We start from the raw sequence: 21161 nt of genomic DNA on the forward strand, positions 1-21161 counted from the left end.
GACATGACATGATGACGAAGCTCACCGCCACCGCCGCACTGGCGCTGCTCACGGCCTGTGGATCGGCCTCGGTTACCGAGCAGGAGGCCGCCGCGCAGACGAAGACCGCGGCCGCACCGCTGACGATCGCGGGCATCCGCATCAGCATGACCGCGCCCGAGGTGCAGGCGACGCTTGCCCGTACCGGATGGAAGGTCGAGACGTCGGCGGGCGAGGATTGGGCCGCGACCGTCGACCATGAGGCCAAGCGGCAGCAGGACGTCTTCCCGATCGAGGAGCCGAAACAGGGTGTGGCGGGGCTGAACGCCGCGAAAGGCGACGAGAGCCTGATCGTCGAATTCCAGCCGATGCCGACGGGTGACGCGGTCAAAGTCGTCAAATACGTCGCGCCTGCGGCCGGACGGACGCCCGAGCAGATCGCCGCCGAGATGGTGAAGCGCTATGGCAAGCCGGGTTTCTCGCAAATCGTTGGATCCACATACGAGGCGAGCTGGTGCACGGGCGGCGACCGGTGCCGTCAAATCTGGGGCAATCCGCACGAGGGGCTTGCGGCCAAACTCGACGTCTACGGCAAGCTGAACGTCTCCCTCTCGCAAGGCGTGGTAGCGGAGCGGGCATGGCAGAATGCGGTCAGCCGTGCGGTCGGTGGAGGTACGGCAGGGAAATCGTCATTCTGACGAGCCGTAGCCGCCGACGGTCAGTTCGATGGACGGGACGCTGGGTCGTCCCGTCCATCGCCATGAATCGATCCGGCACGCTGCATGAAGCGATACCGAAATTCCGCTCTGTTCACTGCCCCAGCGTCAGGGCCCAGCGTGCGGAGAAATCCGCCCAATCCTCTGCCCACATGGCATGCTCGCTTTCGGCAAGGTCGGGATGGGGCGGCCCCCAACCGGACGCCCGGTGGGTGCGACCAAGCACGATGGCGTGGGCATGCGGAGCTTCCTCTGCCAGCTGATCGCACGGCGCATGAGCGACCACGAGACTGGTCAGGCGACGCTCCCGACCGAACCGCAATGCCGCGTAGGACAGCACCGCTCCGAAGCCGTCATGCACGGGCACATCACGATCGAACGGAAAGGTGAAGACGGCGCCCAGAAGCTTCTGATGCGGCCGGACCGCCGCGTCATAGTCGCCAAACAGCCGCTCGATGGATGTGACGTCCGGCACGCCGGGTGCCGGGATGATCCGGTGATCGCGGGCCGTCACCGGCCAGCCGCACGCCGTTCTCGGCGTATCCCCGACAGGCTTGACGGGATTGAGCTTGGCGAAGGCGATTTGGCTCATCGTATTTTCCAGTCCGCTGCGCCGCGGCCGGACGAGGCCGAAGCCGATCGCGCGACCGGCCTCGGCACGGACATCGAAAAGCCGGTCGGCGACGGCGCCAGGCGCCAGCCATTCGGGAAGCGCGGTCACTTTGTCCCTCCCGCGAAGATGCCGGACAGAAGCGCGCGCCCATCGGCCAGTCCCGCTCGCCGATCTATCTCGCTATCCCATGGCGCGCATTCGCAACCGCGAAGCCCTACCGGCAGCAGGGCGAAGGTCGTTCTGCTCGGCTCCGGAGGCACGAAATGACATGATGCCCCGGCACCGAGGAAGAGGTTCAGTCCGGATGAGTAAACCGGATCGTTGCCAGCGAGCATGACCGCGAAGGTGATGTCGTCGACGCCATTCGGCGAGGCGAGCGCGACCAGCGCATCGGTATCATATGCCCGGACGAGGTCCTCGACGTCTCGGCGGGCGGGCGGCGCGATCGCCGGGACGATCAGCAACCGCGCCGCCGGCGCGTGAAGATAGTGCCGCAGCCGGGTGGCGGGTATTGAACCCGCATCCGGATCGACAGGAAAGCGCAGCCCGGTGAGACGCGCAGGGGTCAGGGCGGCGGCGATCGCAACCGCCTCCAGTGTCTTGATGTGCATGGTCGACTTCTATCCATGGGGGGCCGCGGGCTGTACGCGGCGATCCTCCCTGGTCATTTCACCTCTCGGCACAGCCGATCCGCTTCCCCGACCTTTCGTCATCGACCTCGCCGCCGTGCGGCGCTTGGGTGGTCTTGGCGGAGCATGCCCCCGGCCATGCGACCGGTCCCGCCTTCCGGAGGCACCGTCATCGCGGTGCCGGCGGACCTGGAGGCGACGCCTCCACCAGGAGCGCTTCGCGCTCCCGGCGCGCGCGCCGACGCAGCTAAAATGACACAAAAATGAAATGTGACATTTTAGCGGTATTGCGCCGCAGTTTATGTGCGGCCCTGCATGGGGCCGCTCTGCCTTCTTCTGTGAGGGCGCCCACTTCTTTCTGTGAGCTTTCCTCCACCTTTTGTGAGGCTGTGCACGCCGCCCTTATGGCGGCGTTTACTGCGTGTGAGGGTCTGCAAGGCTATGCCTGCATGGTGTCGCGAGCGGCGAGCGTCGGCCGTCCGCATCGATGGAGCGTCGAGGATGGATCTGAATGCCCTGCTGACCCCGGACGAATTGGCGGCGTATCGGCGTCACATGGCGGGCGGGCAGTACGGTGACGGCAGTCCCGAACAGGAGAAGGCCGCCGCCGCGAGCATTACCAGAATGCTGAAGCTTTTGGTGACGGAGGCGGGGCGCAACGCCGTTGGAGCCCTGGGCCCCGGACGCGGATCGATCCTATCGGAGCTGATCGCGGTACTGCTCGGCCCAGCCCCTGATCCGCACGCCTGGATCGAGGCCATCGCCCGTGGCAGCTTCGACCTCACCGGGTACAAGGCCTATGGCAAGCGGCCGAAGACAATCGACGGTAAGCAGCCCGCGATCGGATCGCCAGGTAATTTCCTGCCCCGTCTGCTTGAGCGATACCAGAAGGCGGCGGGCCATCGTCCGCCGAACGCACGAGAAATTGCCGATCTGCGGACCGCGCTGGGTATCCTGATCGCGACGTCGCTGCTTAAAGAACTGCACAACGTCACCAATGAACGGGCCGCACTCGGCAGTGCTTGGCCGCTCGTCAGCGCCGTCTCCGGGAGACAGCATGCGGAACTCCGTCGGTTCATCGCTGGCTATGGAGACGATCCGTCGTTTCGACATCAGCTCGCCGCTGACATCCAGCGTTCGGTGATCGACTGGGCGAAGCGCCATCCGGGCAAGGTCCTGCCGAAGAACAAGCAGGTAGACAGCCAGGCACCGCAGACCGACATCGAGCAGCATTTTGCCCATGAGGCGGAATCCGAGGAGCGACGCAAAAACGCGCTGATCGCGTTCGGCAAAATCCTGTTGTCCGGCGACAGCGAAAACGACGATCCAACGATTGATGCCGTGCTCGGCACTCTCCGTGACGAACCGGCTTACGCCTGGCTGCGCGACATGCCGGGGCACCCCGTGCCAGCAGATTACCCCGGTGGCGAGTCACCCATGCCAACCGAGCTGCTGCGGCGATTCATGCCGGTCGCCGCTGGCCCCAGCACGACCGAGCAGGTTTTGGGACGCGCTGCCATGGCGCCCATCGCGATCATGTCGCCACGCCCTCTACGGCTGACGGAAAGCGAAATGATCAACAAGCGGCTCGATGATCTGGCGCGGTCCATTCACAGTCACGTCGAGACAAAGGGCCTGCCGCCGATGGAAACCCCCATCGCGCATCTGCCGATGTTCGAGGCGAGCGTCTGTTACTGGTCGCTCAATCCGGACTGGGAAGCCCGCCAGCCTTGGGAGGCTATCGGCTTCAATCTCCATGCGCCATCCCCGGAGGATGAAGACGCGGCCTACCGATTGTGGGACATGGTCACCAGCCGTGCGGAGACAAAGCGAACCATCTGACGACGTCGTCGCGGCGCTAGGGATATTGGCGTCGCGGCTGGTGTTACCTATTGATGCCTTTTCGCTTTTTTGCCGCCGCGGCCTGCTCGGCCCTGCTTTCAACCACTGCGGCTGCCCAAACGGTGCCGTTCGGCGCCGATCTGGAGCGGTTCGCCTATCCGGCCCCCGTACACTGGTTTGAGGCCAATTCGCAGGGCCATCCGGTTCGCATGGCCTTTCTCGACTGGCCGGCGACCGCCGCGCCCAACGGCACGACGGTCGTCCTGCTCCACGGTAAGAACTTTTGCGCCGCGACCTGGGGAGACACCGCGCGCGGGTTGGCGGCGGCGGGCTACCGCGTCATCGCGCCGGACCAGATCGGCTTCTGCAAATCGTCCAAGCCGAGTGGCTATCAGTACAGCTTCCACGCCATGGCCGCGCTGACCGCCGCGCTGCTCGACCGGGCCGGGGCCGGCAAGGTCGTGCTGGTCGGTCATTCGACCGGGGGCATCCTCGCCACGCGCTTCGCGCTTCTCTATCCCGAGCGGATCGCGAAGCTGGTGCTGGTCAACCCGCTCGGCCTCAACGACACGCTGAGCGAGGGCGTGCCCTATAGCGACCTCGGCAAGCTGCGCGCCGAAGAGGCGAAGACGGATGCGGCGTCGATCAAAGCCTATCAGCTCCGCAACTATTATCATGGGGCTTGGCGGCCGGCCTATGACCGCTGGGTCGCCATGCTGGCCGGGCAATATGCCAGCCCCGATGGTGACACGGTGCGCGATGCACAGGCCCGTCTGTCCGATATGATCCAAACCCAGCCAGTTGCGGCCGAGCTGCCGCACTTAGCGGTCCCGACCACGCTCATCATCGGCCAGCGCGACTTGACGGCCTTTCGGGCCAACAGTGCGCCCGAGGGCCGGCGCGCCCGCGTCCGCACCGTGCCGCAGGCCGCCGAGGAGGCGGTGAAGCGTATCCCCGGCGCCCGCCTGATCCGCCTGGACGATCTCGGCCATTCGCCGCAGGTCGAAGCGCCCGCCGAGTTCCTGCAAACGCTTCGTTCCGCGATCACGCCGTGAAGCGATATGCCTGCGCGCTGGCGCTCCTCCTCGCCAGCGGTTGCGATGCTGCACCTGCGCCACGGCAAGCCGCCATGTCTCGCCCGGTCGAGACGCGCGGTTTGGACGGCGCCATCCTGGCCGACACCGTTGCCCAAGCCAGCCGTCTTCCCCGGCTCCGCTCGCTGCTGGTCCTCCGCGACGGACAGGTGCTGGCGGAACACCGTTTCAACGGTGGGCCGCCGCTCGACCGACCGGTCAACATCAAGTCCGCGTCCAAGTCGGTCCTGTCCGCTCTGGTCGGCATCGCGATCGCGAAAGGCGCGCTGACCGGCGTCGATCAGCCCGTGCTGTCGGTGCTCGGCAGCGATGCGCCGCCCGATCCCGACCCGCGTCTTGCCCGGCTGACCGTCGAGGACCTGCTGACGATGCGCGCGGGACTGGAGCGGACGTCGGGTGAGAATTACGGGCGCTGGGTGTCCAGTCGCAACTGGGTCCGCTTCGCCCTTGCACGCCCGTTCGTCGATGAGCCGGGCGGCGCGATGCTTTATTCCACCGGCAACACGCATCTGCTGTCGGCGATGCTGACCCGCGCATCGGGACGCGACACTTATGCCCTGATGCGCGACTGGCTGGCGGAGCCGCTCGGCATCACCATCCCGCCATGGTCGCGCGATCCGCAGGGCATCTATTTCGGCGGCAACGACATGCTGCTGTCGCCGCGTAGCCTGGCGCGGTTCGGCGAGCTCTATCGCCTGGGCGGCGTTATCGATGGACGGCGGATCGTTCCCGCCCGCTGGATCGCGGAAAGCTGGACTCCTCGCACCGTGTCACCGTGGAGCGGCGGACAATATGGCTATGGCTGGTTCGTCGGCACCAGTCGTGGCCATCCGCTGCGCTTCGCCTGGGGCTATGGCGGGCAGATGCTGTTCATCGTGCCGGACCTCAAGCTGACGGTCATCATGACCTCCGATTCCAGCGGCGCACGGGACAATGGCCATATCGCTGCGCTCCATGCGCTGCTCGACGACGGCATCGTGCCCGCCGCCGAGCAGGGTGGAGCAAGGTGACGGACGAAGACGCTCAACCGCGATGCACGACCGCGCCGATGCGGACGGCGTCCAAACCGAGCCATGCCGCCATCCGGTCCAACTCGACCTGAAGTCGGGGCAGCGTATCAGTGGGTGCTCCCGGTTCCAGCGTAATGCGGTGCGCGAGCAGCAGCCCGGCTTGCCGATCCGCCTTGAGATCGACCCGGCCGACCAGCGCCTCGTCCATTAGGAAGGGCAGCACGTAATAGCCATGCGTGCGCCGATCCTGCGGAACGTAGATCTCGATGCGATAGTGGAAGCCGAACAGGCGTTCGGTGCGGGCCCGCTCCCAGATCAACGGATCGAACGGCGCGAGCAAGGCAGCGCTGCGCACCCGGCGCGGCATGGTCGCGTCGCGATGCATCCATGCCTTCTGGCTCCAGCCCTCGACCGGAACCGGCACGAGCACGCCATCCTCCGCCAGATCGGCGATGGCGTGATCGGCTTCGATGGGCTTCAACCGGAAATAGTCGCGCAGATCGCTGGCGGTGGCGACGCCTAAGGCACGGGCGCTGCGTTCGATCAGCGCACGTTGTGCCGCCTCGACTGACGGCGTGGGCAGCGCCAGCACGGCTGGCGGGATAACCCGCTCGGTCAGGTCGTACAGGCGCGCGAAACTGCCCCGTCGGGTCGCGGTGGTGATCTGCCCGGACCAGAACAGCCATTCGAGCGCATGCTTGACGTGGCTCCATTCCCACCAGCCGCTGCGGCTGGACCCGTTCTCGAAGTCGGCCGCCGCTAGCGGGCCTTCGGCGGTGATCCGTTCGAGCACTGCGTTCGCCTCGTCCCGCCGCTCGATCGCGAAGCGGCGCAGCGCCTGATAGCCGATCTCGCCTCGCTCGGCTCGTGCCATGCGCCAGCGGAGCAGTGGATGCAGGTCGAGCGGCAGCAGCGACGCCTCATGCGCCCAGTATTCGAACAGCCGTCTCTGGCGCAGCCGGCCCCACGCGTCAGCCTCAAGCAAACTACGGTCATAGCCGCCGAGTCGCGAGAATGCGGGCAAATAATGCGCCCGCGTCAGCACGTTGACGCTATCGATCTGGAACAGGTTGAGCCGCTCGGCGGTGCTGCGCAGGTGGCGAACCGACGGAGTGACGGGGCGCGGGCAACCAAAGCCCTGCGCCGCCAGGACGATCCGACGCGCTTCGCGGTTGGAGATGCTCATGTCCGACGAACTCGACCCTGGATGGCGGCGCGTCAATCCGGCGCACCGGTGATCGCTGGAACGGCTTCGAGCGTTATCACCTTGCTTCATCCTTCGTCGTTGAACGCCGAAACCGCCATGTCGACAAAGGCGCGCAGGCCTGCCGTCATGCGGCGATCGGGCAGGCGGACGAGCGTCAGCGGACGAGGTTCGGGCGCGTAATCCGCTAGAACCGGGATCAGGCGTCCCGACGCCAGATCGCCGTCCAGCGTCACGCGGGATTGCAGGATGATGCCATAGCCCGCGACCGCCGCTCGCCGCAGGGCGGCCGCGTGGTTGATGCGCAGGCGGGGCGGGGGCAGCGGTACGACATGCGCACCACCCGGACCGACCAGTGTCCAGCGGTCGTCCGCACCGAATTGCGCGAAGCCGATCAGCCGATGTTCGCGCAAGTCGTCGGGCGTCTCCGGGTGACCGTGGCGTTCGAGATAGCCCGGCGCGGCGGCGAGCATCAGCCGATAGGGAGCGAGCGGATGGGCGACCAACCAGTCGTCCTCCAGCGCGCCGATCCGAAAGGCCAGATCGAAGCCTTCCTCGATCAGATCGACCTTGCGGTCACCCAGCACCAGTTCCGCCTGCATGTCCGGGAAGCGGTCGAGATAGGCGGCCAGCAAGGGCGCGACCCGTTCGGTGCCGAAGGCGATCGGTGCGGCGATGCGAAGCCGACCGACCGGCGTCTGCGCCACCTCGGCCCCCACCGCCTCTGCGATCGCGACATCCGCCAGCACGCGACGGCAGGATTCGGTGAAGCGTCGACCGGCCTCGGTCGGCGACAACCGCCGGGTCGTCCGGTGCAGCAGGCGGGTGTCGAGCCGCGCTTCCAACGCGTTGACATGCTTGGCCACCATCGTTGCCGAGATGTCGTGCGCCTTGGCCGCGGCGGTGAAGCTGCCGAGGTCGACGACCGATACGAAGATCGCCATGCTGGTCAATCGGTCCATTGCAAACCCCTGGTTCGAAGACGTCGCATCCTATGCGGCTGTCTCCGACTTGGTCCAGCATGCATTCTCCAGTCATTGGCAACCAAAACAAGGATGATCGGCGATGGGCGTATCGAGGATAGTGCGGTGAAGGCCTTGTTCTTCGATCGGTTCGGGGGACCCGAGGTCCTGCGCTATAGCGCTCTTCCGGACCAGGCATTGGATGCCGCTTCGGTGCTGGTGAAGACCAGCGCGGTCGGCTTGAACTTCGCCGACATCTACCGTCGTCAGGGCGTCTATGTGCTCGATGGCGAAGCACCATGGATCGGCGGCTATGAGGGGGCGGGGCGCATCGTTGCGGTCGGGACGGGCGTCGATCGCTGGCGGATCGGGCAGCGGGTCGGCTTTCTCGATGTGCCGCGCGCCCATGCCGAACGGGTCTGCGCGCCCGCCGATCGTCTGGTCGCACTGCCGGACGATATCGACGATCGCACGGCCGCCGCGCTGTTGCTGCAAGGCGTGACGGCGCAATATCTGGTCGAGGATAGCGGCAGGCTGGCCGCCGGCAACAGGGTGCTGGTCCAGGCCGCGTCTGGCGGCGTCGGGCGGCTGCTGACCCAAATGGCGGCGGCGCTGGGTGCCGAGGTCCATGCGCTGGCCTCGACCCCGTCCAAGCGCGAACAGGCGCGGTCGAACGGCGCGAGTGCGGTCTATGCTTATGATGATTGGGTGGCGCAGGTGCGGGCGACCGGAGACGGCGTCGATGTGGTCTATGATTCGATCGGCACCACGCTCCACGACAGCCTCGCCGCCTTGCGTCCCGGTGGCCGTGTGGTGATCTTCGGCAAGGCGGGCGGCCCACCGCCCGCGATCGATCCGCTGTCCCTGATGGAGCATTCCAAGGGTGTCGTCGGCGGCGATCTTTGGACCTATCTGAACCGCGCGGAAAGCCGACAGAGCCGCGCCGACCGGCTGTTCGCGGCCTTGCGGGCCGGCACCATCACTGCGCCTAAAATCACCACATTTCCGCTGAGCGAGGGGACCGCTGCCCATCGCCTGCTGGAGGATCGCAGCTTCGCGGGCAAGATCGTCCTGATCCCCGAGGGTCCACGGTAACGGCGGTTGCTGGTCGCGCATGGCGTTTCGAGGAAGCGCCTGCCATGCTTGGCCTGGACGCCCCGCGTGTCCGCTGAGGAGGAAGCATTGAAGATCGGGGTTATTGCCGACGCCCATGGAAATCTGGCTGCGCTGGAGGCTGTCCGCGACGCGATAACCGCCGCCGCGCCCGACATGGTGGTCAATCTGGGCGACCTCGTGTCCGGCCCGTTCGATCCTGGGGCAAGCGCCGAGCTTCAGATGCGTGCCGGCTATCACACCATCGCAGGGAACCATGAGCGGCAGTTGCAGGACGGCAGCGACGGGGCGTTCGACGTTCTGGCGCGCCCGCTCTTGACCCAAGAGCATTGGGCATGGATCAAGGGTCTGCCCGCGACGCTCCCCCTTTGCGATGGCGACGTCTTCGCCTGCCATGGCAGCCCGGCGGGCGGGGATCTGGTATATCTGCTCGAGGACGTGACCTCCGGCCGCGCGACACTGGATGCCGACGCCGCCATCCGGCCGCGCCTGAAGGGGATCGGGTCGGCCAGTCTGGTGCTGTGCGGACATACGCACACGCCGCGCATCGTGGCGGTCGATGGCGTGCTGATCGTCAATCCCGGCAGCGTCGGGATGCCGTGCTACCGGGATCGGGGCGCGACCCCGCATGTCATGGAGGCGGGCAGCCCGCTGGCGCGCTATGCCATCGTCGAGCGTCGCAACGCCGGATGGGCAGCCCAACTGCACGGTGTGCCCTATGACTATGAGATCGCGGCCCGTCAGGCGGAGGCTTTCGGCTTTCCGGCCTTTGCTCATGCCGCCCGGACAGGCCGTATACTGCCGGGGTGATCCGCTGCCCCCATCGGCCGAAAGGTCCGACGCGCCGGGACAGTCGAGAAACCGTCCCGCCGAATCTGCGACCGTCAGGCGCGATAGCCGCCCTGGCGCTCCAGCATCCAGCCGGGATATTCCGCTGGCAGCTTGGTCACCGCATCAAGCGCGGTGAGATCGTCCGCGTCGAGCGACACCTCGGTCGCAGCGATATTGTCGGTGAGCTGGTCGACCCGCTTGGCACCGACGATCACGCTCGTCACCACCGGCTGATGGAGCAGCCAGGCGAGCGCGACCTGCGCGACGGTGCAGCCCTTCGCCTCGGCGATGCGGCGCATCTCGGGGATCACCACCGAGCCGCGCGTCCGGTCGACCGGCGGAAAGTCGAAGTTGGCGCGCCGGCCATCCGCCGCCTGACCCTCGCCATCGTACTTGCCCGACAGATACCCGCCGGCCAGTGGGCTCCACACCATCAGCCCGATCTTCTCGGACCGCAGCATCGGCACGATCTCGCGTTCCAGGTCGCGGCCGACCAGCGTGTAATAGGCCTGGAGCGACAGGATCGGCGCGAGCCGCCGCGCTTGCGTGATGCCGACCGCCTTCACCACCTGCCACGCCGCCCAGTTGGACAGGCCAAGATAGCGGACATGACCATGACGGACGAGCGTGTCGAGCGCCTCCAGCGTCTCCTCGATCGGCGTCGTGGGATCGAAGCCATGGATCTGGTAGAGGTCGATATGGTCGAGGCCGAGCCGTTGGAGGCTTTGCTTGCACTGGCTGAGGATATGGCCGCGCGAGGCACCGCGCGCATTGGGACCATCGCCCATCGGCCCCAGCACCTTGGTCGCGATGACGACATCGTCGCGGGCGACGCCGATGTTCTTGAGCGACTGGCCGAGGATCCGCTCGCTCTCACCGCCGGCATAGACATTGGCGGTGTCGATGAAGTTGATGCCGGCATCGAGCGCGGTCCGGACCAGCGCGTCCGCCTCGTCCTGGCGAAGCTGGCCGATCTGGCCCCAGATGCCCTCGCTGCCGCCGAAGGTCATGGTGCCAAGGCAGAGTTCGGACACGAACAGGCCGCTATGGCCGAGTTGGCGCATACGCATGGGATGAGACTCCTATTGGAATGGACGAGCCGGAGATACGCCGCGAACGTTCGGCGCCGCGACGCCGATCCGATCAAAGTCCTGCCCAATCCTATCAAAGTCATTCGTAGACGGTGCTTTCGGCGCGCGGCGAAGCTACGATCTCTGCCATGACGACGCTGTCCGACCTTGCCCAACTGATCGAACGTCATTGGTTCGTCCATGGTCGCGAAACGCCGATCCCGGGCCTGCTCATTACCCGCGCGGAGGAGCCGACCGGCATCATCCGCACGGTCTATCGGCCGTCCTTCTGCCTCGTCGTGCAGGGCGCGAAGATGTCGATGCTGGGGCCGACGCCCTATCATTATGCCGAGGGCCAATGCCTGCTCGCCTCGGTCGACCTGCCGGTCACGTCACGCATCGTGCGGGCGAGCGCGGACGCGCCCTATCTGGCGCTGTCGCTGGCGATCGAGCCCATAACCGTGGCCGAACTGATGGCGGAGCAGCTGAGCGCGCCGGGCCCGGCCGCCGCCTTCAATGCGCTGGCGACCAGCGACCATGACCCGGCGTTGCGTGATCCTCTCAGGCGTCTGCTCGATCTGCTCGACCATCCGGCCGATCAAGCGGTGCTCGCCCCGCTGATCCGGCGCGAGATCGTCTGGCGATTGCTCGGCGGCACGCTGGGACCGGCGCTGCGCCAGATGGGTCTGGTCGACACCCATGCCGCGCGGATCGGCCGCGCGACGGCGTTCATCCGCGACCATTATGCCGAGACGTTGCGCGTGGCCGACCTCGCCGCGCTGGCGGGCATGAGCGTCCCCGGCTTCCACCGCCACTTCAAGGCGGTGACGACGATGACGCCGGTGCAGTTCCAGAAGCAGGTCCGCTTGCAGGAAGCACGCCGCCGCCTGGTCGCCGCCGAGGAGGTCGCGCGGGTCGGCTTCGCGATCGGTTACGAAAGCCTGTCCCAATTCAGCCGCGACTATCGCCGCCTGTTTGGGGCGCCGCCGGGGCGGGATGCGGCAGCGATGCGCGCGCAACTGGTGCCGGAGCCTGCACTGCCCTGATACTTGACTTCGTCAAGTAAACTGATCCAGCATGGCGGACATGGAAGATGCAGACGTCACCGCCATCCGCCGGTTCAACCGCTTCTACACCCAGACGATCGGCGCGCTTGATGCGCGGTTTCTGGGCACCGAAGCGAGTCTGCCCGAAGCCCGCTTGCTGTTCGAAATCGCCACGCGCGAGCCGGTTACCGCTAGCGTGTTGCAGGACGCGCTCGGCATGGACGCGGGCTATCTCAGCCGCTTGGTCGCACGCTTCGAGAAGCGCGGCTGGATCGTGCGCGTGCGTCGCGACGACGACGCCCGTGCGCGCGACCTGCGGCTGACCGAGGTGGGACGTGCGGCCTTCGGCACGCTCGACCACCGCCAGAGCCATGCCGTCGGCGATCTGCTCGCGGCGGTCGACGGACAAGCGCGGCATGATCTGGTCGAAGCCCTGACGCGCGCGCGGCTGCTGCTGGATCCCGCATCGGGTGGACCGTTCGTGATCCGGCCCTTCCGTACCGGCGAGCCCGCGCTGATCGCCGCGCGCCAGTCGCTCCTCTATGCCGAAAGCCATGGCTGGGGTCGCGAACTGGAGGTGATCGAAAGCGAGGTCACCGCGGCGTTCCTGCGCGACTTCAATCCCGAGCGCGAGCAATGCTGGGTCGCCGAAATCGACGGGGTCATGGCGGGCGCGGTGTTCGTCACCGACGAGGGCGACGGCGTCGCCCGGCTGCGCCTCCTCCATGTCGAGCCCTTCGCTCGCCGCCGGGGCATCGGCGATGCGCTGGTCGGCGCTTGCGTCACCTTCGCACGGGAAACGGGCTATCGCGAGGTGACGCTATGGACCCACACCGTGCTGGAGTCCGCGCGCCGCCTCTATGCCGCACATGGTTTCGCATGTGTCGAGACGGCGATGCATGAGCGGTTCGGCATTCCACTTCAGGGCGAGACCTGGCGGCTGGAGTTGGCGGCATGACCGGCAGCCTGACGATCCGCCTTGCGACCGAAGCCGACCTCGGGGCGCTGCGCGACCTGATGACGCTGTCGATCGATCGCGGTCAGGCGGCGGTGCTGACCCCGGCCCAGATCGTCGCGAGCCGCTCGGTGATGGGCCTCGACACGCAATTGGTGCGCGACGGCACGTACTTCGTCGTCGAGGACCATGGCGTGCCGGTCGGCTGCGGCGGATGGAGTCGGCGCGCGACGCTCTATGGCGGCGATCATAGCACCGAGTTACGCGATCCGGCGCTGCTGGATCCGGCGATCGATGCCGCCCGCATCCGCGCCATGTATACCCACCCGGATCATGTCCGGCGCGGGATCGGCCGGATGATCCTCGACGCTTGCGAACAGGCGGCGCGGGCGGATGGGTTCGCGGCGGTCGAACTGATGGGCACGGCCGGCGGCGTGCCGCTCTACGCGGCCTGCGGTTACGAACCGATCGAACGCGCCGATACCCATGTCGACGGGGTCGTCGTGCCGCTGACCCGGATGTGGAAGCGGCTGCGCGATCCGGCGTAGCGGGGCAGCGGGCGAAGATTCTGGACCGGCATGTCACACCGGTCCCCGCTGTGTCGTCATGATGCCGGACATGAAGGAGACCGACCATGACACCCCGCATCCCGAACCCACACGCTCTGGCCCCGGAAGCGATCACAGCCATGATGGCGCTGGAACAGAGCTTCACGAAAAGCGGCCTCGACCACAATCTGCTCGAACTGGTGAAATTCCGCGTGTCGCAGATCAACGGCTGCGCCTTCTGCCTGCATATGCATGCGACCGACCTGCGCCGTCGTGGCGAAAGTGAGATGCGGCTTTACATGCTGAGCGCTTGGCGGGAATCGACGCTCTATTCGGATCGCGAGCGGGCCGCGCTCGGCTGGGCGGAGGCGTTGACGCTGTTGCCCAAGACAGGTGCACCCGATGCGGACTATGATGCGCTGAAGGCGGCATTTTCCGATGCAGAGCAGGTCTGGCTGACCATGGCGATCGGGGCGATCAATATCTGGAACCGCCTGCAGGTGGCTTTTCGCGTCGCGCATCCGGTGGATGATGCCTGACGCCGCGTTGTTCGAGGCGGAGCGGCCGCGGCTCGTCCGGCTGGCCTATCGCATGACCGGCTCGCTCGCCGAAGCGGAGGATCTGGTGCAGGACGCCTGGCTGCGCTGGTCACGGGCGGACGAGATCGAGGCACCCGCCGCGTGGCTGACGCGTGTCGTCACGCGGCTCTGCCTCGATCACCTGAAGTCGGCACGGGTGCGACGCGAGACCTATGTCGGCACATGGTTGCCCGAGCCGCTGCTCGGCACGACCGATCCGGACGAGGTTGCCGACGATCTGACCGTCACGCTCATGCTGGCCATGGAGCGACTGTCGCCGTTGGAACGGGCCGCCTTCCTGCTCCACGATGTGTTCGACGTCGCGTTGCTCGAGGTGGCCAGGACGCTCGACCGCGCGCCCGCAACGGTGCGGCAACTCGCCTCCCGCGCCCGGCGGCATGTCGCGGAGGCGCGGCCGCGCTATCCGGTCGATGCGCAGGAAGCCGCCCGGATCACTCGCGCCTTTTTCGCGGCTGCGCGGGACGGCGACGCGCGTGTCTTGTCGGACCTGCTGGCGGAGGACGTCGCGATCCATTCCGATGGCGGCGGGCGCGTCCTGGCATTCCACAACATCATCCGGGGTCTGGCAAAGGCGCAGCGGTTGTTCATGGGGCTACGCCGCAAATACGCCGACGCGCCGATGGAAGTGATCCGCTTCGCCACGATCGACGGGCTGCCCGGCTATGTCAGCCGCGCGGCCGGCGTGCTCCAGACCACCGCGCTCGACATCCGCGACGGCCGGATCGCGGCGATCTACATCGTCCGCAATCCGGACAAGCTCGCTCATGCCGTAGCCGCTCTTCAGGCCGGGCAGGCCGCCGCATCGGGCTGACGCCGCTGCGCCAGCAGCATCACGAGCGCGGCCGCCGCCATCGCCGCACCGGCCAGCGACACGACCGGAAGTTCCAGCCCGGCGCCGATCACGCCCCCGCCCAGCGCCGCGCCGATCGCGTTGCCAAGGTTGAATGCGCCGATGTTCATCGCGGAGGCGAGGTTCGGCGCGTCGAAGGCCGCATCCATCACCCGCATCTGCAAGGGCGGAACGATCGCGAAACTTGCAATGCCCCAGATCAGGATCGCGATGGCGGCGGGCCATGGCCATTGCATCACGCCCGCAAATGCGATGAGCACCGTCGCCAGCACCGCGAAGCTGCCAATCAGCGTCCGCTCGATCGACCGATCGGCCAGCCGGCCACCCAGCGTGTTCCCGATCGTCAGGCCGATGCCATAGAGAACCAGCATCGCCGTCACGAACCCGGTCGAGGCGTGCGTTTCCTCGCGCAGAATCGGGACGATGTACGTGAACACGGTGAACATCGCGCTCGCCCCGACCACCGTCAGCGCCAGCGCGGCGAGCACCGGCTTGCGCGTCAGCACGCGCAGTTCGGCCCGCATGTCGCCGCCCTCCGCGGCGGGCAGCGGCGGCAGCGCGAGACGCAGCGACAGCATCGCGATCGCCCCCACGCCCGCGATCCCGGCGAAGGCGGTGCGCCAGCCGATCGCCTCGCTGACCCAGGTTGCCGCCGGCACGCCGCCGATCGTGGCGACGGTCAGCCCGGTGAACATCGCCGCCACCGCGCCCGCCCGCTTGTCCGGCGGCACGAGGTTGGCGGCGACCACAGATCCGACGCCGAAGAACGCGCCATGGTTGAACGAGGTGACGACCCGCGCCGCCATCAGCATCCAGTAGCCGCCCGCAACCGCCGACAGCGCGTTGCCGAGCGTGAAGATGCCCATCAGCGCGATCAGTAGCGTCCGCCGGTCGATCCGCCCGGTGGTAAGCGTCATCAGCGGTGCGCCGATCAGCACGCCCATCGCATAGGCGCTGACCAGCAGCCCGGCGGCGGGGATCGAAACATGCAGGTCGCCCGCGATCACCGGCAACATGCCCATCGGCGCGAACTCGGTCACACCTATGCCGAAGGCACCGACCGCCAGTGCGAGCAATCCGAGGTTAAATTTCATGATCGTGGCTCCCTCAAACCATTGGCGGCGCGAGGCGGGCGAAACCCTCCTGCTGCCGATAGGGTGTGTGTGGATAGGGCGGCAGCACGTCGCTCGCCGCATCGAGCATCGCCACCTGCTCGGGCGTCAGCGCCCAGCCGACCGCGCCCAGATTGTCGCGCAACTGTGCCTCGTCGCGGGCGCCGATGATGACCGACGAGACAGTTGGGCGCCGCAGCAGCCAGTTGATCGCGACCTGGGGCACCGTTTTGCCCACCTCGGCCGCCACCGCCTCCAGCGCGTCGACGACGCGGTAGAGATGCTCGTCCTCGACCGGCGGCGCGAACTGGGCGGTTTCGTGCAGGCGACTGCCCGCCGGGATCGGCCGTCCGCGCCCGATCTTGCCGGTCAGCCGACCCCAGCCGAGCGGGCTCCAGACCAGCGCGCCGACACCCTGATCCGCTGCCAGCGGCATGAGGTCCCATTCATAGGCCCGGCCGATCAACGAGTAATAGACCTGATGCGCGACGAGACGGGGCCAGCCGTGACGATCGGCCAGCGCTTGCGCTTTCATGATCTGCCAGCCGGGATAGTTGGAGACGCCCGCATAGCGGACCTTGCCGTCCGCGATCAGCCGGTCGAGCGTGCCCATCACCTCCTCGGTCGGCGTGGACGCGTCGAAGGCGTGAAGCTGGAGCAGGTCGATCCGGTCGGTGCCGAGCCGCCGCAATGCCGCCTCGACCGCGCCGATCAGCCGCGCCCGCGACGCGCCCCAGTCCTGCGGACCGTCGCCCATCGGCAGGCCGGTCTTGGTCGAGATCAGCACGGCATCGCGCCGCCCCTTGATTGCTTCGCCGAGAACCTGTTCGGACGCGCCGTCCGAATAGACGTCGGCGGTGTCGAACAGCGTCACGCCCGCGTCGAGGCAGATGTCGACCAGCCGCCGCGCCTCGGCGGCGTCGCTTGTGCCCCAGGCGCTGAACAGCGGTCCCTTGCCGCCGAAGGTCCCCGCGCCGAACGACAGGGCCGGAACGCGCAGGCCGGACGATCCCAATTGCCGATATTCCATGACACCTCCTTTGCGAATGTCATTGTCAGGCGCATAGATGGACGGTGAAGAAGCGCGACGGAACCGTCCGTCGGTGCAAAGGATCTATGCCTTGGACGCAAAGGTAGCTGGCAACGACGATCGCGCCCGGTCGCTTGCCTTGTTCGCGAGCGTGGTGGAGGAACGCAGCTTCTCCGCCGCCGGTCGCACGCTCGGGCTGACGCCCTCGGCGGTGGCGCGCGCGATCGACCGGATCGAGGCACGGCTCGGCGTGCGGCTGCTGCTGCGTTCCACCCGCGCGCTGACGCTGACCGCCGAAGGGCAAGCCTATCTGCTCGCCGCCCGGCGCATCCTCGCCGATCTCGATGATGCCGAGCAGCAGATCGCCGATCAGGGCGCGCCGCGCGGACGGTTGCGGATCAGTGCGGCGCTGGCGCATGGCCGGTTGTGCGTCGTGCCGCTGCTAGGCGATTTCGCGCGCGCCTATCCGCACATCCTGATCGACGTGGCGCTGACCGACACGCTGGTCGATGTGGCCGGCGGGCAGGCGGATGTCGCCGTCCGGTTCGGCCCGCTCGCGGACAGCGGGCTCACCGCGCGCAAATTGTCCGAAGGCGGGCGGGTGATTGTCGCCTCACCGGACTATCTCGCCCGGGCAGGTACGCCGCGGGTCCCGGAGGACCTGCACGCCCACAACTGCCTCAACTTCAACTTCCGCCGCGCCGAGCCCACCTGGCCGTTCCGCCGCGACGGCCGGGATTTCGCGCTGTCCGTCGAGGGCGGCATCGTCGCCAACAATGGCGAGACGCTGGGTCATCTCGCAGCTGCCGGGGTGGGCATTACCCGGGTCGGCCGCTTCAGCGTCGCGGCTGAGATCGCGGACGGGCGGCTCGTGCCGCTGCTCGAGGACTATAATCCGGGCGATGTCGAACTGATCCACGCGGTCTTCGTCGGTGGCTCGGCCACGCCCGCGCGGGTGCGGGTGTTCGTCGACTTCCTGGTCGAGCGCTTAGCCAGCCGGTTCGAGTAGCGGGCGCGACACGGTCTTTTCCAGAAAGGCGTACAGCCGGTCATCGCCGCTCATCGCGACGTTGAAGCGCATGTGATCCCGCCAGCCTCCGCTGATGCTGAACACCGGACCCGGCGCCAGGACGATCCCTGCATCGATCGCCCTGCGTGCGAGCTCAACGGCGTCGACGCCATTGGGCAATCGCGCCCACAGGAAGATGCCTGCCGCCGGGTCGGTCCATGGCTCGATCCCGATGGCCCGCAGGCGTTTCGCGACACGGGCCGTCGCTCGGGCCAGCCGGGTACGAACGCCGTCAACGTGACGCCGATAGCTGCCATCGGTCAGCACCGCGTGGAGCAGGTTGGCGGCGAGCGGACTGCCCGCCATCGACGTCGCGATGCGCAGGTCGGCCAACCCTTCGATCCAGTCGGGCCGCGCTGCGATATGGCCGCAGCGCACCGCCGCCGACAGCGACTTGGAAAAGCTGCCGATGCGGATCGTCCGGTCGAGCCCGTCGAACGCCGTCAGCCGTGGCGACGGCGTGTGCTCGAAGTCGGCGAAGATGTCGTCCTCAACGACGACCATGTCATGCGCCTCGGCGATCTTGAGCAGCCGGTGCGCGGTGGCGGCGGCAAGCGACGCGCCGGTCGGGTTATGGACGCCCGAGTTCGTCAGGTAGAAGCGGGGACGATGCGTCGCGGCGGCCTCAGCGAAGGCGGTGACGTCTGGACCCGTCGGTGTCATCGGCACGCCGACAACCGTGGCCCGGTGCGCCCGCAGAAGCGCCAGGAAGTTGAAGTAACATGGATCGTCGACCAGCACGGTATCGCCCGGCTGAAGCAGGAAGCGGCACACCAGATCAAGGGCATGGGTGCCGCTGTCGGTCAGCAAGATCTGGTCGGGGCCGGCTTCGATCCCCTGGTCCGCCATCCGCCTCGCCAGCAACGCCCTCAGCGGGGGCGAGCCCAAGGGGGAAGCATAGCCCGCCAGCGTGCCGTTCTCGTCCGACCGCGCCGCCCCGCGCATCGCTTTGCGGAGAGCATCGCCCGCCAGCCAATCATCGGGCAGCCAGCCGCATCCCGGCATCATTTCGTGCCGCCGCTCGCCCAGCGACTGGCGCAGCATCCAGAGCGGGTCGACCTCGCGCTCCTTCGTGCTGGCCAGCCGATCCAGCGTCAGCGGGGCCAAGGGCGCTGCGACATAGAACCCTGATCCCGGTCGCGAGCGAATGACGCCCTCGGCGGCGAGGCGATCATAGGCCTCGACCACCGTCGAGCGCGCCACGCCGCTCGTCTCGGCCATGGCGCGGATGGACGGTAGCCGTGCGCCCGGCGTCAGCGCGCGGGCATCGATCCGGTCGCGGATCGCGCGGACCACCATACCGCTGCGGGTTTCATCGGGGGCGCTCGCCATCGTACTGCCAATCTCACCAATACAGTTCGGCATGATCGTACCGATGTGTATCTGTCAGCGCCAGTCGCTCCGCGATAGGACCAGCCATCATCAACAGGAGACGCCCGTGACCCGCCCCTTTCGCCTCGTCGATGTATTCGGCACCGGTCCGCTGACCGGCAACCCGCTGGCCGTCATCGCCGATGCCGATGGCCTGACGACGGACGAGATGCAGGCGATCGCAAGCTGGCTGAACTTCTCGGAAACGACCTTCCTGCTGCAGCCGACCGATCCATCGGCCGATTATCGCGTCCGCATCTTCACCATGGCGCATGAACTGCCCTTCGCCGGGCACCCGACCTTGGGGAGCGCCCATGCCTGGCTCGAAGCGGGCGGGCATCCGAAGCAGGACGGCGTGATCGTGCAGGAATGCGGCGTGGGGCTGGTGACGATCCGGCGCGATGGCGACCAGCTTGCCTTTGCCGCCCCACCGCTGCTGCGCGGGGGCACACCGACCGAGGCCGAGATCGCTCAGGTCGCCGAGTTGCTGCGGATCGACCGCGCGGCGATCGTCGATGCGGCCTGGGCGGACAATGGCCCTGGCTGGATCGCGGTCATGCTGGAGTCGGCCGAGGCCGTGCTGGCGGTCGAACCGACGCGGCACCACCCCGAGCATATCGACATTGGCATCGTCGGACCACATGCGCCCGGCAGCGAGGTCGCGTTCGAACTGCGCGCGCTCTTCACCGACGCGCATGGCGGGCTGATCGAGGACCCGGTGACCGGCAGCCTCAACGCCTCGGTCGGCCAGTGGCTGTTCGCCAGCGGTCGGGCAAACGGCAGCTATCTCGCCGCACAGGGCACGCGCCTCGGGCGGAGCGGGCGTATCCATGTCTCGCAGGACGAGGCCGGACAGGTCTGGGTCGCCGGTGCGACGCGGACTTTGTTCTCCGGCCGGACGCAAGGGTGATGCAGGTCGCGGTCCTGACCTTCGACGGCTTCAACGAACTGGATTCGTTCGTCGCCGCCGCGATCATCAACCGGCTGCGCCCGCATGGGTGGGCTGCGCATATTACCGCCCCGACTGAAACGGTGACGTCGATGAACGGCGTCGTGGTCCACCGCCAACGGCCACTCGCATTCCTTGAGGAGGCGGATGCGGTGCTGATCGGTAGCGGCGTCCGCACGCGGGGGATCGCCAACGATCCGGCGATGCTCGCCCGGCTTCGTCTCGATCCGACGCGGCAGTTGATCGCGGCGCAATGTTCGGGGACGCTGCTGTTGGCCAGGCTCGGCCTGATCGGCGACCTGCCCGCCTGCACCGACCTCACCACCAAGCCATGGGTGGTGGAGGCCGGTGTCACGGTGATCGACGCACCGTTCGCCGCTCACGGCAATGTCGCGACGGCGGGCGGTTGTCTTGCCGCGCCCTATCTCGCCGCATGGCTGATCGCGCGCGGAGGCGAGCCCGAACTGGCGCGCGAGGCACTTCGCTACGTCGCGCCGGTCGGCGAGAAGGGGCGCTTCGTCGACCATGCCATGGCGATCGTCGCGGGCGAGTCGGCATTCGCCTGACCC

The 21161-nt window shown here is 67.5% G+C and carries 22 protein-coding genes; 14 read left to right on the forward strand and 8 right to left on the reverse strand.

Translation table 11 applies throughout. The annotated features are described in order from the left end of the window. Window positions 1-8: 8 nt before the first annotated feature. Window positions 9-677: a hypothetical protein gene (locus QE363_RS11280; RefSeq protein WP_309695253.1), complete on the forward strand. Its 669-nt coding sequence runs from the start codon at window positions 9-11 to the stop codon at window positions 675-677. Window positions 678-789: 112 nt separating this feature from the next. Here the strand turns inward: QE363_RS11280 and QE363_RS11285 are convergent, their stop codons facing one another. Both QE363_RS11285 and QE363_RS11290 read right to left on the reverse strand, forming a co-directional pair. After that, a complete protein-coding gene (locus tag QE363_RS11285) occupies window positions 790-1416 on the reverse strand; it encodes a hypothetical protein (protein ID WP_309695255.1) in 627 nt (208 codons plus the stop codon). Then, the gene (locus tag QE363_RS11290; protein WP_309695258.1) at window positions 1413-1919 is read right to left on the reverse strand and encodes a hypothetical protein; all 507 of its coding nucleotides are present in this window, start codon (window positions 1917-1919) and stop codon (window positions 1413-1415) included. Before QE363_RS11290 ends, QE363_RS11285 begins: the two co-directional genes overlap by 4 nt. A 519-nt stretch (window positions 1920-2438) precedes the next feature. Between QE363_RS11290 and QE363_RS11295 the strand changes: the two genes are divergently transcribed. The 3 genes from QE363_RS11295 to QE363_RS11305 all read left to right on the forward strand — a co-directional run bounded on the left by QE363_RS11295 (window position 2439) and on the right by QE363_RS11305 (window position 5883). Beyond that, window positions 2439-3779, forward strand: a complete 1341-nt coding sequence (locus QE363_RS11295) for a hypothetical protein (protein ID WP_309695260.1) — start codon at window positions 2439-2441, stop codon at window positions 3777-3779. Window positions 3780-3901: 122 nt separating this feature from the next. After that, a complete protein-coding gene (locus QE363_RS11300) occupies window positions 3902-4834 on the forward strand; it encodes an alpha/beta fold hydrolase (RefSeq protein ID WP_245613532.1) in 933 nt (310 codons plus the stop codon). Between the two features lie 74 nt (window positions 4835-4908). Then, a complete protein-coding gene (locus tag QE363_RS11305) occupies window positions 4909-5883 on the forward strand; it encodes a serine hydrolase (protein ID WP_309695264.1) in 975 nt (324 codons plus the stop codon). Between the two features lie 13 nt (window positions 5884-5896). Here QE363_RS11305 and QE363_RS11310 read toward each other — a convergent pair whose 3' ends face one another. Both QE363_RS11310 and QE363_RS11315 read right to left on the reverse strand, forming a co-directional pair. Continuing rightward, window positions 5897-7069, reverse strand: a complete 1173-nt coding sequence (locus QE363_RS11310; RefSeq protein ID WP_309695266.1) for a DNA glycosylase AlkZ-like family protein — start codon at window positions 7067-7069, stop codon at window positions 5897-5899. A gap of 86 nt (window positions 7070-7155) precedes the next feature. After that, on the reverse strand, window positions 7156-8049 hold the full coding sequence (locus QE363_RS11315; protein ID WP_309695269.1) for a LysR family transcriptional regulator: 894 nt from the start codon (window positions 8047-8049) through the stop codon (window positions 7156-7158). A gap of 93 nt (window positions 8050-8142) precedes the next feature. On the opposite strand from QE363_RS11315, the gene QE363_RS11320 reads away from it, so the two are divergent. Both QE363_RS11320 and QE363_RS11325 read left to right on the forward strand, forming a co-directional pair. Beyond that, a complete protein-coding gene (locus QE363_RS11320; protein ID WP_309695271.1) occupies window positions 8143-9144 on the forward strand; it encodes a quinone oxidoreductase in 1002 nt (333 codons plus the stop codon). Between the two features lie 87 nt (window positions 9145-9231). Further along, window positions 9232-9972 (forward strand): metallophosphoesterase family protein, encoded by a 741-nt coding sequence (locus QE363_RS11325; protein WP_309695273.1) that lies wholly within the window; start codon window positions 9232-9234, stop codon window positions 9970-9972. Between the two features lie 74 nt (window positions 9973-10046). Here QE363_RS11325 and QE363_RS11330 read toward each other — a convergent pair whose 3' ends face one another. Further along, complete coding sequence (locus QE363_RS11330; protein ID WP_309695274.1) at window positions 10047-11063, reverse strand: aldo/keto reductase; 1017 nt, start codon at window positions 11061-11063, stop codon at window positions 10047-10049. 149 nt (window positions 11064-11212) lie between these two features. On the opposite strand from QE363_RS11330, the gene QE363_RS11335 reads away from it, so the two are divergent. From QE363_RS11335 to QE363_RS11355, 5 genes are all read left to right on the forward strand, one after another. Further along, window positions 11213-12109 carry an AraC family transcriptional regulator gene (locus tag QE363_RS11335; RefSeq protein ID WP_309695276.1) on the forward strand — a complete coding sequence of 299 codons (897 nt, stop codon included), beginning with the start codon at window positions 11213-11215 and terminating at the stop codon, window positions 12107-12109. Between the two features lie 40 nt (window positions 12110-12149). Continuing rightward, on the forward strand, window positions 12150-13067 hold the full coding sequence (locus tag QE363_RS11340; RefSeq protein ID WP_309695278.1) for a GNAT family N-acetyltransferase: 918 nt from the start codon (window positions 12150-12152) through the stop codon (window positions 13065-13067). Beyond that, window positions 13064-13612, forward strand: a complete 549-nt coding sequence (locus QE363_RS11345; RefSeq protein ID WP_309695280.1) for a GNAT family N-acetyltransferase — start codon at window positions 13064-13066, stop codon at window positions 13610-13612. The genes QE363_RS11340 and QE363_RS11345 overlap by 4 nt, the downstream gene beginning before the upstream one ends. 86 nt (window positions 13613-13698) lie before the next feature. Then, the gene (locus QE363_RS11350; RefSeq protein ID WP_309695282.1) at window positions 13699-14151 is read left to right on the forward strand and encodes a carboxymuconolactone decarboxylase family protein; all 453 of its coding nucleotides are present in this window, start codon (window positions 13699-13701) and stop codon (window positions 14149-14151) included. After that, on the forward strand, window positions 14144-15022 hold the full coding sequence (locus QE363_RS11355) for a sigma-70 family RNA polymerase sigma factor (protein ID WP_309698183.1): 879 nt from the start codon (window positions 14144-14146) through the stop codon (window positions 15020-15022). The genes QE363_RS11350 and QE363_RS11355 overlap by 8 nt, the downstream gene beginning before the upstream one ends. Here QE363_RS11355 and QE363_RS11360 read toward each other — a convergent pair. Both QE363_RS11360 and QE363_RS11365 read right to left on the reverse strand, forming a co-directional pair. Then, complete coding sequence (locus QE363_RS11360; RefSeq protein ID WP_309695284.1) at window positions 14992-16155, reverse strand: MFS transporter; 1164 nt, start codon at window positions 16153-16155, stop codon at window positions 14992-14994. The two genes, QE363_RS11355 and QE363_RS11360, sit on opposite strands and share 31 nt — an antisense overlap. A 13-nt stretch (window positions 16156-16168) precedes the next feature. Beyond that, window positions 16169-17203, reverse strand: coding sequence for an aldo/keto reductase (locus tag QE363_RS11365; protein ID WP_309695286.1), 1035 nt, complete (start codon window positions 17201-17203; stop codon window positions 16169-16171). A 91-nt stretch (window positions 17204-17294) separates the two neighbouring features. Here QE363_RS11365 and QE363_RS11370 point away from each other — a divergent pair, with 91 nt between their 5' ends. After that, complete coding sequence (locus QE363_RS11370) at window positions 17295-18212, forward strand: LysR family transcriptional regulator (RefSeq protein WP_309695289.1); 918 nt, start codon at window positions 17295-17297, stop codon at window positions 18210-18212. On the opposite strand, the gene QE363_RS11375 is transcribed toward QE363_RS11370, so the two are convergent. Continuing rightward, complete coding sequence (locus tag QE363_RS11375) at window positions 18192-19637, reverse strand: PLP-dependent aminotransferase family protein (RefSeq protein WP_405053178.1); 1446 nt, start codon at window positions 19635-19637, stop codon at window positions 18192-18194. The two genes, QE363_RS11370 and QE363_RS11375, sit on opposite strands and share 21 nt — an antisense overlap. A 73-nt stretch (window positions 19638-19710) precedes the next feature. Between QE363_RS11375 and QE363_RS11380 the strand changes: the two genes are divergently transcribed. Both QE363_RS11380 and QE363_RS11385 read left to right on the forward strand, forming a co-directional pair. Next, complete coding sequence (locus QE363_RS11380; protein ID WP_309695290.1) at window positions 19711-20553, forward strand: PhzF family phenazine biosynthesis protein; 843 nt, start codon at window positions 19711-19713, stop codon at window positions 20551-20553. Further along, entirely contained in the window at window positions 20553-21158 is a 606-nt protein-coding gene (locus tag QE363_RS11385; RefSeq protein ID WP_309695292.1) for a DJ-1/PfpI family protein, read from the forward strand. Before QE363_RS11380 ends, QE363_RS11385 begins: the two co-directional genes overlap by 1 nt. Window positions 21159-21161 lie beyond the last annotated feature (3 nt).

The organism is Sphingomonas sp. SORGH_AS_0870 (assembly GCF_031453175.1).
Lineage (GTDB): Bacteria > Pseudomonadota > Alphaproteobacteria > Sphingomonadales > Sphingomonadaceae > Sphingomonas.